Genomic DNA, 15879 nt, shown 5'->3' on the forward strand with positions numbered 1-15879 from the left:
CATCAAAGCCCAAGTGGGCGCTGAGGGACTCGAACCCCCGACCCCCTGCGTGTAAAGCAGGTGCTCTAACCAAGCTGAGCTAAGCGCCCTAACAGTTTCCAGATCCCGCAGGAAGCCGAGTCACCAATAAGTCACCTCAGCCTCAGTCTGGAACTTCACTCACGTTATACGGTGAACGAAGGGCAATTCTAACGCGAGTGCCACGTTCGCTCCACTCGGGCTCTAACGATGCGCTTCGATCCACTCCCGCGATAAGCGCTGGGCCTCCGCGATTTGGTCACGGGTCATCCGAGCCTCGGTGAGATCCTCCAGTTCTCTCGCGGTCTCATTCACGATCTCTTTCCCCGCGCAGCCGCGAGGTTGAGCCACATGTGCGCGAGAACAAGATCCTCGGGCACGCCCATACCGCTGGCGTACATGAGCCCGAGGCCAGCCTGAGCACTGGCGTTGCCCTGTTCGGCGCAGGGACGCACATCCTCCACTGGTGACTCTGCTGAAGGGCCCTCACAGGAAACCGATGCAGCACTCCCAACAGGGAGTGGCTGCTAGAGCGAGCGCGAACAGCAGGGTTCTCTTCATGCCATGATTCTGCCCCGCACCTCTCAGACCCGCACCTCAGGACGCGCAGAACAGTGGATAGCGCGGTGTGGCTGGGTGCCACGGGGGGGCGGCGGCTGTACAATACCGTCCGACCACCAGCGCCTGGGGCCGGTCCACCCCGCGGCCCCGGAGGCGATTAAGCCATCAATTTGGTTCCTTCGGATGCCAGTACTCCAAGGTCCTCCGATGGCCCAACGTCTAACATAAGGCGTGGTACCGAAGTGGGGGGCACGTCACGCAGCACTCAATTGTGTTCCCCTTCCGACTCATCCATGTAGTAAGGATCAAGATCTACAGGTCTTCTAAGTGTTGCCATCACACCAGAGCTGTACTCATCTCCAGACATAAATTCTATAGTAAGCGTACCATCTTCGTTCAGGGTATAACTCATACTACGAGCATTTCCTTCGCCACCCAACGGCTCGAAACGTGACATGTACGCTGCATCTCTGGCTAGAGAAGCCTCATAGGTGATCACACCATTTGTCACCGTGTAGCGGCCCGAGTTAGCAACAAAGCTCATGTATGCTTCCGCTAACTGTGCGTCTGTTGGTTCGCTGTTAGACGTTGGTAAATGGGAGCGGTCTGTGGACGGAACCCACATCATGCTGTAGTGACCAGACTCCGTGAACAAGAATAAGCCCTGTTCCGCAGGCATAGCGACTACTTCCGCCTCTGGCATGACCCATTCTGAGACGATCCATCCTCCATATAGACCCTGGTTCTCATCAGTGGTCATTTCTGCGGCAGGCTGGGCACACGCCGCCACGCTCAACAGGCCCCCAACGAGCAGTGGTAGTTTGATAGTTCTCATTTGTTGTCCTTGGGCTAATAGTATCGGTAGAGCATAGCCTTCGGCCGGAGATCTTGCTAACTCCAGAGATTAACAAGTACCCGAGCAGAACACTGTTTATAGGTTCAGCGTCAGTGGCGGTGGAATAGGAAACGGCAGCCCCAACAACAACACCAACCCCTCACGATGATCCATGGGAGTCACGCCGGAGCTTCTTTCCGATTGTGTCACTGTGCGGCAGGATCAGGCGCAACAGCAGAGAGAGCCTGAGCCCTCTACCTGGGACGCGGGTCTTTCAGACCTTTAGGCGGCTCGTCGGTTTGCACGAGCTCGCCATCAGGTCCACGGGATATGCCGAGGCGTCTGTCCATCCACGCATCCACCGGCGAGCTACTTGATAATCGCCATCGGAATCAGGACAACATATGCCAACACGAGGAGCAACGGCGCGGCAGTAATCGATCCCTGCGCGAGCAAGCCGTATCCAAGCGCAAGGCAAGCGACACCGGCCGCTCCAAGGATCGCATTGACCTTGGTGAACTTCAGTGCAGCCTGCTGCCCGCGGTTGGCTTTCTCGTTCTTCTTTGACATGGCGCGAATGTTAATCGGAATCTTGGACTCGGTACAGCACGACCGTTAGATGTCAGCGGGCCGTCGCAACGGTTGCCGCCCGGTGAGTCGAACTACTTACTGTGCGAATCCAGTTCCTTCTGAGTGATCCCTAAGAGCTTCGCAGCAGCCTTCCGATCACCGTCGGTTCGTTCAAGCACACGGCGCGAATGCTGCGCCATGGCCGTGGCCATCGAGAGGTCTTCGCTGTCTCCCACCGGACGCGAGTCACCGAGCACGAAGTGATCCGGGCCAATCACGGTCCCACGAGCAACGATCGCCGCGCGCATGAGAGCGTTTTCGAGCTCGCGTACATTACCCGGCCATTCGTATTCGGTCAGCATGGCCACTGCGTCGTCCGAGATCCGGCGAACATCGCGATGCGTCTCCTCGCGAATCCGTCCAAGCAGGGCATTGGCCATGACCTCGATGTCAGCGGGTCTCTCCCGAAGCGGCGGGACCGAGATCTCCACGACCTTCAAGCGGAAGTACAGATCCTCGCGGAAGGTACCCTCACGAATGAGATCTTCCATCGGCTGGTGCGTCGCCGCGATGACTCGGGCTTGAGTGGTGCGAGGCTCTTCCCCCCCTACCGGATAGAACTGTCGCTCCTGAAGCACCCGGAGGAGCTTGGTTTGGAAATCGGGACTCGTGTCCCCGATTTCGTCCAAGAAGATGGTCCCCTTGCTCGCGAGTTCGAAGTACCCCTTCCGTGACCCGACAGCCCCGGTGAAAGCACCCTTCACGTGCCCGAAGAGCTCCGACTCGAGAAGAGTGTCTGTGAGCGCAGTACAGTTCACGGCAATAAACGGTTCAGTCGAATGCGCTGAGTGTTCATGCACCGCTCGCGCGATGACTTCCTTTCCTGTGCCGGTCTCTCCCCTCACCAAAACGGTCGCCCGATTCCGCGCCAAGACCCCGATCGTCTTGTAGATCTCGATCATGCTCGGATCGCGCCCGACGAGCTTGCCCTGCGGAAGCGCGCCTTCCCCGTCCGGATCGTCCATCTCGGGAGTGTCCGCGGCGAGGTCCTGCTCGCGGAAGCACCGCTCGGCGATGCCTTGCAGCGCCTTAGGGTCTACCGGCTTCACCAGGAAGTCGAACGCGCCCGACTTCATCGCAGATACTGCCGTCTCCATGTCGTCGTGTCCGGTCATCACGACCACATCGACACCTTCTGTGGCTGTCCGGACCTTGTCCAACAGTTCGAGCCCAGTCATGCCGGACATGCGCACATCCGTGATGATCAGGGTCGGGTCAAACGCCTTGAGACGCCCGAGGGCTTTTTCCGCGCTCTCGGCGGTCTCCACCTCGAAACCCGCATGCGTCAGCCTCGTCTTGTAGACCTCGAGGGCATCCGTGTCGTCGTCGACGACCAATATCCGTTGGCTCATGGTTTCTCATATACCCCGTGCGGGGGGTCTTCGGGTCCACCTTCGTCTTCCACACCCATCCAGTACGCGGGGCGATCCGGTGGCTCACCCGCTCTAAGGCGCGCCATGTGCTCTCTACCGCGGCCTCGCCGAATGCTCACTATGAAAAGCAAGACCAATGCCATCAAGCCCCAAAACACTGCCGAGTGACTCAAGACAAAGAGCCAGCCGTAGCGGCTCTTCACGTGTTTGGACCAATCCTCTTCAAAGCGGGCTGTTGTAACCCCGAACGTCTTCCGGAATGCGGACTCGAACGAACGGTCGGTCCGCCATCGTTCCACAAAAATCTCAAGGCCTCGTTCACCGCTGCCTTCGAGCAAGTAGGTGACCGCACTCGCCGACAGCAAGTATGCGATCTCCGCCTGAGCACGATTCGTCGGCCATCTCAAGGTGAGTGAGTCCATCGGGGGTGTCCGCCCCATTGCCATCAACACCCTCAGTTTCCATGCCTCACTCGCGTCAAACCCCACTGACGCCCACTGAGCATACCCTTCCGTAAACCAGCGCGGGGAGCGCATCCCGCCGATCGCGTCGCTCAGGCCCAGGTGAGCCCATTCGTGTCTGAGCGTGCGTCGGCCGTCAACATCCAAGATGCTCATGCCCTCACCGGTGGGCACCACCACTACACCGAGTGAAGGAATCGCCACCCCGGCTCGCCACTCGGGCACGGTCCCCCCGGTCAACTCATCGAACGCCGCGGGTGTGTGCGCCAAATAGGCACGCACCCCTCCAGGGACGGAATCCGGAAGCCCGGGGAGCGGTATCTGTTCATCGAGGAAGGACAGGACCGCAATCGCGACCAAGGAATCCTGCCTCGAGAAAAAGACCGAGGCGCGCTCACCGACCCGCTCGGAGTACACCTCGCCGTCGAGGCGTTCGGGAAAGATCTCCTGGGCGGAGGCCGGCCCAGTGGCCAGCGCAGCCGCCAGTGCCGAGAGGGTCAGAACACACCAGCGCGGCATCACTCTCCGGAGATCATATCCAAGTTGGAGCGAACCGCATCGTTGTGTGGGTTCAGGCCCAAGGCTCGCCGCCAAAGAAGCAGTGCCACGTCACGGTCGTTGGACTTGTATGCCATCGTGCCCAACCGCAGGTAGATGTCATCACCCAAACGGGGCGAGAGTTTCACCGCCTTTTCGTACTGAACACGGGCGCCCTCGTGATCTCCATGGGCGTAAGCTTGGTCACCCAGATTCTTGTGGGCTTGAGGCGGAACTGGAGCAACGGCGACCGCTCGCTTGTAGAGCGCCTCTGCGGCTTCTACTTCACCGCGCCGCTCGAGCACGGCGCCCGTGTTGACCAAGACGGGACCCGACTCGGGGTAGAGGCCCATTCCCTCTCTGCCCACCGCAACCGCATAGTCGGTGTCCCCTGCCACAGCAGAAGCTAGGATCGTGTATGCGTAATAGGCCGCGGACGGCTTCTTGATGGTCGGAGAGGTCCGGTACTGGCGCAGCGAGTCGAGCGACCGAGCGGCATCCCGTGCCTTCAGGAAGAGAATCCCCCGGGCCAAATGCAGTTCAGCGTCATCGGGCTTTGACAGGCTCGCCGTATCGAGAGCTTCGAGTGCTTCGGGATACCTTCCCAGAAGCTCGAGCGTGAGAGCCCGATTCCGCTGTACCGCATACCCCTCACGGTGCGACTCCGGCATGGATCCGAAGTGCTGAAGCGCTTCGTCGAGACGTCCAGCACGGAAGGCCATCAACCCAAGCATGAAGTTCGCTCGAGCCTGTTTAGGGTCGATCTCAAGTGCCTGTTCGAACTCCCGAGTGGCGTCCTCCATCATACCTGAACGATAGAACGCGACCCCGACGTTCAGGTGTTGCTGGAGCGATTCATCGCCCCCCGCCTCTGCTTCTGTGCTCCGTTCTCCGGCACGACTGACGAAGCCGGCCTGGATGAGCCCGTAAAAAGCCTTCCCGGTCTCGAACTCAACCAGTCCCGCCTCGTTCATGATCTCGTCGACGGTGCGGACACCATCAATGAACGGGAGGATCTTCTTCTGATCTTTGGTCAGCTCGACCTCTTCCTCGGAATCGTCCGGATGTCGATCGAATTGGAAGACGACCTCGAACGAGGGGATCTTCTTCTCGACCAAACTCCACTCGTCCACACGCCGAGCACCTTCCATAAGAAGTGCTTCCGGCGGGATGCTGACGAGAAAGACCCCGTCTTCGTCTGGCGCCTGGCCGGTGTCGAAGTGGAAGGAGCCCTGGTTCCAAGTGAAGAGGTTGTACACCGCCTCTTCGATCTGCGTTTGGATGTAGTGCTGCAGCTTCTCTTCGGTGATGCTCTCCTGCTCCACCAAGATCTCGCCCAAGCGCTTCCCCTTCTCGAGCGCCTGCTGCTCCATGGCCGCCGAGAGGTGCTTCCGCGTAATCACGTGGTTTCGGACCAGGAGTTCTCCCAGTCGATCCGGACGATTCAACACCGAAGCGTGAATCACCCGTCCCTTTCCGAAATAGATGTATCCAAAGTTGGAGCGGTCCGTCAGGCTAAGACACCCCGTCTTCATACCCATCCCGAGTAGCTGGCAAATATCGGCCAGGCTAACGTCTTGGAGCGCGCCTTCGATGGCCATTAGTCGAGTTCCTCGATCAATAGGTCATCGATCTTGGGCCACATCAGGACGACGTTCTCCGCGGAGGGGAACCACGCCCCACCCTTCGCAGGTGCGGACGTCGCGACGAGTTGGGCCACGGGACGTTCAGGCGCTGATGCCAGGGCGGCCGTCTCTTCCATCTGTGGAACGAACGAGCCCGTCACGTCCGGGGCTTGTTCCTCCACAAGAGCGAGATCTCCCTTCCCGTCTCCCGCATCGACCTCCAACACCAGACCGCCCTCGAACCGCGAGCGGAGCCGGTCGTCGATACCGCCAATACCACTAGGGGCTCGATCACCTGCCAGCATAATGCGAGCGCCTCGTCGCTTGAGCGCTTCGAAGAGATGGAAAAACTCGTCCTGGGCCCGCTCCGTCTCCGAAAGAGCCTCGACCCCGTGAACCAGGAGCAGATCAACCGTCCACCAGCGCTCTCGCCAGGCGCCGGCGACCCCCTCACCGAGGGCTCGAATGAAATCCTCGGCGAACTCCGCCACAGATGTGACCGCCATCTTGGCCTCTGGATGAGCTTCCTGATGCGTGCGACCCGAAGCGCCCAGGAGGGTCCGTCCGAGCTCCGCTTTTCCAGACCATACATAAATCGGGTTGTACTGGGGTTTCTCCTGGGCGACCAGCTGTTGTGCGGCCTTCACGGCCATCGCCGGGAAGTCGTCCAAGTCGCCCAAGAGCATGCCCGCACCAAGCTTCGGAAAGGGGCGCTGCCGCTCTCTGACCGATGTAAGCAGCGCTTCGGCTTTTTCAATCCGGTCAGGGTCCTTCAAGACTCCCTCAGCAGCCTCAGGCCAGGGGTTCCCCAGTCGGTCGAGTTCCTCGTCGATTTCTCGCAGACGCTGAACATCGGCCTTGTACGCCTCTACGATCGTTTCCCATCCATCCGGCTCTTCGCCGTCCTGATACCCATGAAGACGCTTGACCACGAAGCCCTCACGCTCGGCTCCGTCGATCGCCTCTCGCATCGCCTTTCGCCACGGCACTTCCTTCTCTTTAACCGTCACCGCAACGGTCTCCACAAGATCCTCGAAGAACGAGCCGAATTCACTGCCTAGGGACTCGACTGCAGGCGCCGAGCCACCTTTATCGCCCAACATCTGCGAGACTTCTTCGGCGGTGACCTGTCGCTCTTCCAACTCCTGAGTGGCGAACACCTTGTTGAGGGCGCCTCCCAACTCGCGGACATTCTTGAAGGGCGAGCGCGCCAACGACTCAGCCACCCCAGACTGAAGCGACTGGTCTCGTTCTTCAGCTTTCTTCCGGATGATCGCCACGCGGGTCTCGTACTCAGGAGCCCCGATATCCACGATCAGCCCCCCGGAGAACCGGGAGAGGAGGCGCGCGTCCAAACCGTTGATGTCTGCAGGAGGGCGATCACTTGCTAGGACAATTTGGCTTCCGGCCGTGGAGAGTTCATCCAGGGTGCGCAGAAGCATCTCCTGCGCCTCGGGCTGACCCGTCAAGAACTGCACGTCATCGAGAAGCAGAATTTCTAAATGGGAGAAGCGATCCCGGAATCCGTCGCGGTCGCCTGCTTCGAGCGCTGACGCGAGTTCTTCCAAGTACTTCTCCAGCGCCATGTACTCGACGCTGCCCTCGTTTCCGGCCTTTGGCGCCTGATGGGCAATGGCGGCCAGAATGTGTGACTTCCCCAATCCTGAGGCGGAGTATATGAACAACGGGTTGTAGCTCGTCCCAGGCGAATCGGCAGCACGACGCGCGGCGGCCGAGGCGAGCCTGCTGGCTGGCCCGACTACAAACGCGTCGAATGTCAGTTTCGGATCGAGGTCGGTCATAGCCACCGTTGCGATAGGCCTTCGTATGAAGGGGGCCGTAAGTATCGGGGAGACAGCCTACCAACAAAAGAGCCTTACTACAACGCTATTCGGCTTCTCCACGGGCCCAAGCCGCTGCCGCCGCCAAGTCGTCCGGCAGCGGCGCTTCAAAGTGCATGGGTTGACCCGTGACAGGGTGGTCGAAGGCGAGTTCTGCGGCGTGAAGGAACTGACGACCCACTTTCTTTGAGAGCTTCACAGCCCAGGACTGGGTCGGGCCACCCATGCCCCGCTCCCAACCCAGCCCATACACAGGATCACCCACAACCGGGTGTCCAATATGAGTCAGGTGTACACGGATCTGGTGCGTTCGCCCCGTTTTGAGAGCCACGGAGAGAAAATCGGCTCGTTCCCATCGTTCCGTGACTTTGGCCCGGGTCAACGCCGGACGCCCGTCCTCCGACACCGCCATCCGTTTTCGGTCCCTGGCGTCGCGTCCAATGGGCGCCTCGATGGTCAATAGAGGCTCCGACAGGTGCCCCCAAGCCGCGGCTTGGTACAAGCGCTTCACCTTCCGGAGCTTGAGCGCGTCCGAAAGCGTATGGTGCGCCACATCGTTTTTCGCCACTACGAGCAGTCCGGATGTTCCACGGTCCAGGCGGTGAACGATGCCTGGTCGGAGCCGCCCCCCAACACCTGAAAGATCGCGTACGTGATACATCAAGGCGTTCACCATGGTCCCCGAGCGATGCCCCGGTGCCGGGTGAACCACCATGCCGGCCGCCTTGTTCACCACGACAATCGCGTCGTCTTGGTACACGATCTCAAGCGGAAGATCTTCAGCCTCAATATCGACCGACTCGGGTGCCGGAACTGTGGCATGGATCACCATGCCCTCCGTCACCGGCTCGGATTTCTTGCCGGCCCGCCCGTCTACGGTCACGAGACCTTTCGCTAGAAATTTTTGCGCCTGTGTTCGTGAACAATCGAGGCGGTCCGCCAAGAAACTGTCTAGACGGTTCTCTTCGCCCGGCGCGACGACCAATTCATAATTGGAGGCATCCACGTTACTCATCCACTGAGAGTCCGATCGTGGCGGGCGTGCCGTCGATATCGACCTCGTTGACGTGGGTGAAGGTGTCGTCCTCCAAATCACCCTTCACGATCACACTCGTCGCTAAGGTCTCGCCCGCAATGAAATCGACGTGAGCGTTGGCGGCCGCCTGAACACTCTCTGGGCCGGCGAGCACAAGCGCCACACGGTCGGTGATCTCGAGCCCCGAGTCCTTCCGCAGGCGCTGAATGCGGTTGATCAATTCACGAGCCATACCTTCGGCCCTCAGCTCGTCGTCCAATTCCGGATCTAGGGCGACGGTACTCGCCCCTTCACCCTTTACGACGAGTTCTCCAGAGGCTTGCTGAATGATCTCAATGTCACCTTCCTCCAGAGGATGCGTCTCGCCGGCCAATTCGAACGTTACGCTTTTCCCGTCCCGGTAGGCCCCAAGGTCCTCCTGAGACAGCCCACGAATCGCCTCAGCGGCATCGTTGGTGCTCTTCCCGAAGCGTGGGCCCAATCCGCGGAAGTTCGGGCGGGCCACGAGAGTGACCAGACCTTCTGCCGTGGATAGGAAGCCAACTTCCTTCACGTTCAGTTCTTCGCGGACGATGTCGAGCAATTCGCCGGTCAACGTCCGTTCATGTGGCAACACGACCTGGATCCGCCGAAGGGGCTGGCGAACACGGATCTTTACGTCCTCGCGTGCTGCACGCCCGAGCGACACCACAGTGCGCGCAGCAGCCATGTCAGCCTCCATCTCAGCATCCGATGCGCCCGACGGCAACGGGTAACTCTGCAAATGAGCGCTTTCCCCCGACAACGCGCGATGGACCCAGTCCGCCGAGAACGGTACCAACGGCGCCGCCAGTAGCGATACCTGCTTCAACGCCTCCCACAGCGTGCGGAACGCAGCACGCATGTCCGCTTCGTCACTGTTCCCCCAGAAGCGCGGCCGGCTACGCCGCACATACCAATTCGACAGATCCTCGACTACGAAGTCACCCAACGCACGATAGGCCCTCGTGGGCTGATATGCATCCAATTCAGACCCCACCAGGGACACAACAGAGTCGAGACGTGACAAGAGCCATCGATCCAAGAACGGTCGGTCCTCGGGCTCCGGATCGGCGTCGGATGGTGCCCATGACTCCACGGACGCATAGAGCGCGAAGAACTTGTACGTGTTGAGGAGCGTGTCGAAGAACTTTCTCGCTGCCTCTTTCACACCATCCGAGTCATAACGCTTGGGCACCCACGGGTTCGACGACGTGATGAGGTACCACCGGAGCGCGTCTGACCCATGCTCTTCGATGGCGTCCCAAGGATTCACGATATTGCCCTTGGACTTGGACATCTTCTGTCCTTCCGCATCCAAGATCATGTCGTTCACAATCACATTCTTGAACGCAGGCCCTTTGCCGAGAAGCGTGGAGATCGCCATGAGCGAATAAAACCAGCCACGCGTCTGATCAAGACCCTCACAAATGAAGTCCGCGGGGAAATGACGTTCGAATTCGTCTTCGTTCTCGAACGGGTAGTGCCACTGCGCGAATGGCATCGCACCGGAGTCGAACCAGGCGTCGATAACCTCCGGGGTGCGGCGCATGGTGCCGTCACACTCGGAACAACCCCAGGTGATCTCATCGATGTACGGCTTATGTGGATCGAAGTCGTCGCCGAGTTCGCCTGCGGCGGCGGCCAGATCGGCACGAGAGCCGATCCAGTGCACGTGATCACGGTCGTTTTCGCATACCCAGACAGGGAGCGGAGTGCCCCAATACCGATCACGAGATAGCGCCCAGTCCACGTTCCCACGTAGCCACTCACCGAACCGATTCTCACCAACCTCAGGTGGATACCAAGACACCTGATCATTGTTGGCCAGGAGCTGGTCTTTGAGGCTGGACGTCCTAGCAAACCAAGAATCTCGAGCCACGTAAAGCAGCGGTGAACTGCACCGCCAACAGTGAGGATAGCTGTGCGTCAGACGTCCGATATCGAAGAGTCCGCCTCGGGTTCTGAGCTCTTCGACCAAAGCAGCATCAGCATCCTTCACGAACTGACCACCCACCAACCCCACGTCCGCCGTAAAACATCCTGCGTCGTCGATCGGGTTCAGCATCGGCAGGTCGTGCCGGAGTCCTGCTGCGTAATCGTCAGCACCAAACGCGGGTGCCATGTGCACGATGCCGGTACCGTCCCCGGAACTGACGAAGTCTTCGGCCACCACCGTCCAGCCATTCTGTGGATCTTCTGGCATCGCCACTAAGTCGAGCGGACGGGCGTACCGCATACCAACCAGGTCGGCTCCGCTCACAGTGGCAACCACCTCGTGGTCTTCCCCGAAGAGAGCCTCGGCACGATCCTGCGCCACGATGTAGCGACGGCCATCCTGGGCAACCTCGACGTAGGTCAAGTCCGGATGTACGGCCAACCCCGCGTTGGATGGGACGGTCCACGGGGTGGTCGTCCAAGCCAGAAACGCCCTTCCGTCTGGGTCGGGCACCCCGTTGTCATCGACGACCAACGCGACAAAGGTCAGCGATGGGTCCTCCACGTCTTTATAGCCCTGTGCTACCTCATGTGACGACAGCGTCGTCCCACACCGTGGGCAATACGGCACACTTTTGTGGCCTCGGTACAGCAGATCCTTTTCCGCGAAGGTCTTAAGAATCCACCACACGGACTCCACGTAGTCGGTGTGGAACGTCACGTAGGGGCGCCAGTACTCCAGCCAGTAAGCGATGCGCTCGCTCAGCTGCTCCCATTCTTCCTTGTACGTGAAGACGGAGTCTTTACAGACCTTGTTGAACTCGGCAACGCCCAAGGCCTCGATCTCCGGCTTTCCGCTGATGTCCAGCTTCTTCTCAGCCTCGATTTCTACCGGAAGCCCGTGCGTATCCCACCCGGCGATTCTGGTGATCGCGAACCCCTGCATCGCGCGGTGGCGACACATCATGTCCTTGATCGTCCGACTGATGATGTGGTGCAGACCGGGACGTCCGTTCGCCGTGGGGGGGCCCTCATAAAAGACGAATTGTTCGCCGTCCGAGTTGGCGTCGAGGGTTTGTTTGAACAAATCCTCCTCACGCCACTGATCAAGCATCTCGGTCTCGATATCGAGTCGGGTCTTCGGAAGTTCAGGATAGCTCATAACTCTTTCACGACCCCGGCAATAAGCCGGGTCAAATCAGGCTCGGATTGCATCGCCGTTGCGATGATCTTGGATAGGTCTACAGCTTCCAACGTGTCCGGAAAACACTCGTCGGTAATGATGCCGATGCCCAACACAGGCATCGCCATGTGTCGAGCGACGATCACCTCCGGAACCGTAGACATACCCACAACGTCCGCCCCTAGGCGGCGAAGCATCGTATACTCGGCACGTGTTTCAAGGGCGGGCCCGGTCCATGCCACATAAACACCACAGCGGAGCGTGATATCCAACTCCGCGGCAAAGTCCTTCGCCAGTCTCTGCAGCCCACGGTCGTACGGCTCTGACATGTCGGGAAATCGGGGGCCAAAGTCATCGGCATTGGGGCCAGACAGAGGGTTTCCACCAAGCAGGTTGATGTGGTCATCCAGTAGTACCAGGTCACCCGCCGCCCAATCGGGATTCATTCCGCCGCACGCGTTCGACACCACCAACGTCTCCGCTCCGAGTGCCTTCAGAACCCGAACGGGAAACGTGACCTCCTGCAACGAATAGCCCTCGTAGACGTGGAATCGACCCTGCATTGCTACAACAGGCGTGCCTCCTAAAAGGCCGAACACAAGCCTGCCGGAATGGGTCTCAACGGTCGGGACAGGAAAACCAGGGATCACGGAATAATTCACGGATGCGACCACCTCGATCTGATCCGCGAGCGCTCCGAGTCCAGTGCCAAGGATAATGCCCACACGCGGGGCAAAGTCCGTGTGGCTACGGATCACACCGATCGCCGCATCAACACGGCGCCTGAGGTCAGAACGCGCAGTCACGGCAGTGGACACAGGCGCCTGGAGTCGAGCTTCAGCGGTCCCCATCCGACTCGTCCGAGTCGAAGGGGGAAGCCAGAGTCTCGTCGTTCGAGTCGCTCTCCGAGAGGACCTCATCAAGCGTCGGCACGTCGGGGAGCGACGGGCTCGCGTCGAACAAAGACGAAACACGGCTCACCGCGGGGTCCTCCTCCGCGGCGTCTTCCACCAAGGCCGGATAGCTCGCGGGAGCGTCCTCATCGTTCGACTCAGCCGCCGCGTGGCCCACCTCCGCATCGTCCACGGACGCTCCCACGCGAACCTCGTCCTCTTCGCCGGACTCGACGGGTTCGTCACTGGACAAAGTTTCGGCCACTTCATCGACGGGCGCGTCGAGCGATGGGTCTTCCGTCCCTTCGTCGACGTCTGCCGAATCGTGATCTGCCCGACGTCCGTCGGGTTCCGCATCCCCGTCCTGCGACCCGTCAGACGCGGCTGTCTGGGTCCCTTCCCCATCCAGCGAGAGTGCCGGCCGGCTGAACCTCCCGCTCCCCAAGTCGAGATCAATGGGTCGATCCTCTAAAGAAGCTCCCTCCTCTTCGACCTCGACGACGTCCATTTCCCGCTCCAAGAGCTGCCTGAACCCCTTGAGAAAGCGAGTCCTGCGCCGCTCCATTTCTTCGAGTCCGTCCTGTCCGACCTGAAGTTTGCGCTCGGCATCGCGGAGCATCTTCCGCACCTTCGCCTCAGCTTCGGCCATCCGGCGTCGCGATTCGGTCTCGGCCTCGTGGAGAAGGTGGTCGGACTCCCGCTTCGCCTGGTCATGGATGTCCGCCCGCAGCTCCTGAGCGGTAACCAACGCTTCCTGCACGGCTTGTTCACGGCCCGTTTGCGACGTGACCTGCTGTTCGAGCACCGAAGACTTCTCTCGCAACCCGATATTCTCTCGCACGATCTGCTCCAGACGTTCGGCGGCGATCTCCAAGAAGACATCGACCTCTTGGGGGTCGTATCCCCTGAGGATCCTCTTGAAATCGCCACGCTTGTTACGAACGTCGAGCGGTGTCAGGTCGATCATGTCGAACTCCTGTTGAAGCCTTTGACGGCTACCTAGGACCGAACAGTGCCGTACCGATTCGAACCATCGTACTTCCTTCCCGAATGGCGATGTGTAAGTCGTTCGTCATACCCATCGATAACTCCGGGCCCACGTTATCGGAGTGCCCCGCCGCCACTTCGCGAATCTCGCGCAACCTGCGAAACGCATTCCCTAATACTCGTTCATCATCAACAAACGGGGCCATCGTCATGAGTCCGTCCACCCGGAGCCCCGGCGAATCTGCGAGCCGGACAACGTCCTCCACCGCCGATTCTACTGACAACCCACTCTTCGACGCCTCCCCGGACGTATTCACCTGGAGCAACACGCGACATTCCACGTCCATTTCAGAAGCTCGGCGCGCTACACTTTCAGCCAGCTTCGCCGAATCAATGGAGTGGATCAGGTCCGAAAGCTCCGCCGCCTTCGCAGTCTTACGACCCTGTATATGGCCAATCATATGCCACGTCACCCCATCCCTCCCGAACTCGGCCACCTTCGTGTCGAGCTCTTCTACTCGGTTTTCACCAAGGTCCCGTAAGCCAGCGTCCAACGCGGCTCGAACAGCCGCGAAAGGATGTGACTTCGTGACCGCGATCAGACGGACAACGCCAGCCTCACGATCAGCATCTAGCTCCGCACGCGCTATGCGCTCTCGCACGCGCGGCAGCGTCTCCACTAACCGCTCACTGTAGCCTGTCGTCATCGTCGCATCGTTCGTAACGATCGTGGTCTCGATTCAATAAGTCCTAAACATACGAAAGGGACCCCGCCGGAGCGCCGGCGGGGTCCCTTAATGGTTCCTCTCAGGCTCCGTTCTAGCGGACCTGGAAGGTAATCGGGAACGACACCCAGACCGGCACCTTCTTGTCACGGTTCAGCGCTGGCGAAAACTGGTAGGTCTCGGCAACGGACATGGCTGCGTCGTCGAGTGCCTGATGACCAGAACTTTGGTCGATCCGACGGTCCCCAACACGCCCTTCTTCATCAATGAAGAAGTACACGCGCACCGTGCCGCCGATTCCGGCGTCACGAAGAAGCGGCGGATACTCTCGCTCCATCGCACGCACTACGTCGTTCCTGTTCTGAATGGACGGAGCCACCGTGAACGGAGTGAACGTAGGCGCTGCCGAGATGTCGGTCCCAACCTCTTCAGGCGGCGGCGGCAGGTCTTCGATAGGGTTATCCTCGAAGGTCGTCGGCGCAATCGTGATGTCTTCGTCGATATCGGCAGCCGCCATTACAGGCGTAGCCGGACGAGAAATCTGCTGCGGCGGCGGTGGAATCTCAATTTCCGGCGGAAGCTCGATGGTCTCCAACTCCGTCGAATCGATCGAAACGTCCACAGCCGTGAATTCCGGCCAGAAGGCGAACGTCCCGAAGTGCAGCACTGTCGCGACGATCATCGAACCCCAGAACCACGAATCGAACGAGCGCTTCAGCCGATCATTGGCGCTCTCGCCACTGTCGGTTGACGGTAGGGCTTCAGCGGTCATCGTCTCTCCCTTTGCATGCTCTGCTCAAGGTCCGTAGCGAAAACGACACGGACTACGCCTGCAGCTACCAAGGCGTCCTGCACCTGGTTCATGAACCGGTACGGCACTTCTCTGTCACCACGGACTGAAATCACGAGAGCACGCTGTGAGGCCGCGTAAAGCGGCGCCACAACCGTCGTGACCTCCTCCATGGTGTGGACCTGATCGTTGATGTAGACCACCCCATCCCGCTCCATCCAGATGTTCAGGATGTTCTTTTGCTTCTCATCGATCTTCGCGGCTGCCTCAGCGGCGGGCCACTCAATGGGCCGCTGTCTGTCCGACTGGAACACCGTCGTGACCATGAAGAAGATCAGGAGAAGGAACGCGATATCGGCTAGCGACGACGCCGGGATTTCTTCGGACGCCTTCGAGCTCTTCTGAAAACCACCACCCTTGATTGACAT

General features: G+C 59.8%; 13 protein-coding genes and 1 tRNA gene. All 14 read right to left on the reverse strand.

Features of this window, described 5'->3' with window-relative positions:
• Window positions 1-14 precede the first annotated feature (14 nt).
• Window positions 15-89: transfer RNA gene (locus tag P8L30_07955), tRNA-Val, on the reverse strand.
• A gap of 755 nt (window positions 90-844) precedes the next feature.
• Entirely contained in the window at window positions 845-1414 is a 570-nt protein-coding gene (locus tag P8L30_07960) for a lipocalin-like domain-containing protein (protein MDG2240123.1), read from the reverse strand.
• 369 nt (window positions 1415-1783) lie between these two features.
• A complete protein-coding gene (locus P8L30_07965) occupies window positions 1784-1984 on the reverse strand; it encodes a hypothetical protein (GenBank protein ID MDG2240124.1) in 201 nt (66 codons plus the stop codon).
• 92 nt (window positions 1985-2076) lie between these two features.
• Window positions 2077-3396, reverse strand: coding sequence for a sigma-54 dependent transcriptional regulator (locus P8L30_07970; GenBank protein MDG2240125.1), 1320 nt, complete (start codon window positions 3394-3396; stop codon window positions 2077-2079).
• Window positions 3393-4397, reverse strand: a complete 1005-nt coding sequence (locus P8L30_07975) for a hypothetical protein (GenBank protein MDG2240126.1) — start codon at window positions 4395-4397, stop codon at window positions 3393-3395. Before P8L30_07975 ends, P8L30_07970 begins: the two co-directional genes overlap by 4 nt.
• Window positions 4397-6016: a DUF4388 domain-containing protein gene (locus P8L30_07980; protein ID MDG2240127.1), complete on the reverse strand. Its 1620-nt coding sequence runs from the start codon at window positions 6014-6016 to the stop codon at window positions 4397-4399. The genes P8L30_07975 and P8L30_07980 overlap by 1 nt, the downstream gene beginning before the upstream one ends.
• On the reverse strand, window positions 6016-7842 hold the full coding sequence (locus P8L30_07985) for a DnaA/Hda family protein (GenBank protein ID MDG2240128.1): 1827 nt from the start codon (window positions 7840-7842) through the stop codon (window positions 6016-6018). Before P8L30_07985 ends, P8L30_07980 begins: the two co-directional genes overlap by 1 nt.
• Before the next feature lie 85 nt (window positions 7843-7927).
• Entirely contained in the window at window positions 7928-8887 is a 960-nt protein-coding gene (locus tag P8L30_07990; GenBank protein MDG2240129.1) for an RluA family pseudouridine synthase, read from the reverse strand.
• 1 nt (window position 8888) lies between these two features.
• Window positions 8889-12035, reverse strand: coding sequence for an isoleucine--tRNA ligase (gene ileS, locus P8L30_07995; protein MDG2240130.1), 3147 nt, complete (start codon window positions 12033-12035; stop codon window positions 8889-8891).
• The gene (locus P8L30_08000) at window positions 12032-12907 is read right to left on the reverse strand and encodes a purine-nucleoside phosphorylase (GenBank protein ID MDG2240131.1); all 876 of its coding nucleotides are present in this window, start codon (window positions 12905-12907) and stop codon (window positions 12032-12034) included. Before P8L30_08000 ends, ileS begins: the two co-directional genes overlap by 4 nt.
• A complete protein-coding gene (locus P8L30_08005) occupies window positions 12894-13916 on the reverse strand; it encodes a DivIVA domain-containing protein (protein ID MDG2240132.1) in 1023 nt (340 codons plus the stop codon). Before P8L30_08005 ends, P8L30_08000 begins: the two co-directional genes overlap by 14 nt.
• 28 nt (window positions 13917-13944) lie before the next feature.
• Window positions 13945-14643 carry a YggS family pyridoxal phosphate-dependent enzyme gene (locus P8L30_08010; protein ID MDG2240133.1) on the reverse strand — a complete coding sequence of 233 codons (699 nt, stop codon included), beginning with the start codon at window positions 14641-14643 and terminating at the stop codon, window positions 13945-13947.
• A gap of 112 nt (window positions 14644-14755) precedes the next feature.
• Entirely contained in the window at window positions 14756-15433 is a 678-nt protein-coding gene (locus P8L30_08015) for a TonB family protein (GenBank protein MDG2240134.1), read from the reverse strand.
• A complete protein-coding gene (locus tag P8L30_08020; protein ID MDG2240135.1) occupies window positions 15430-15879 on the reverse strand; it encodes a biopolymer transporter ExbD in 450 nt (149 codons plus the stop codon). The genes P8L30_08015 and P8L30_08020 overlap by 4 nt, the downstream gene beginning before the upstream one ends.

Source organism: Longimicrobiales bacterium (assembly GCA_029245345.1).
In the GTDB taxonomy this organism is placed as follows: Bacteria; Gemmatimonadota; Gemmatimonadetes; order Longimicrobiales; family Gaopeijiaceae; genus CALFPJ01.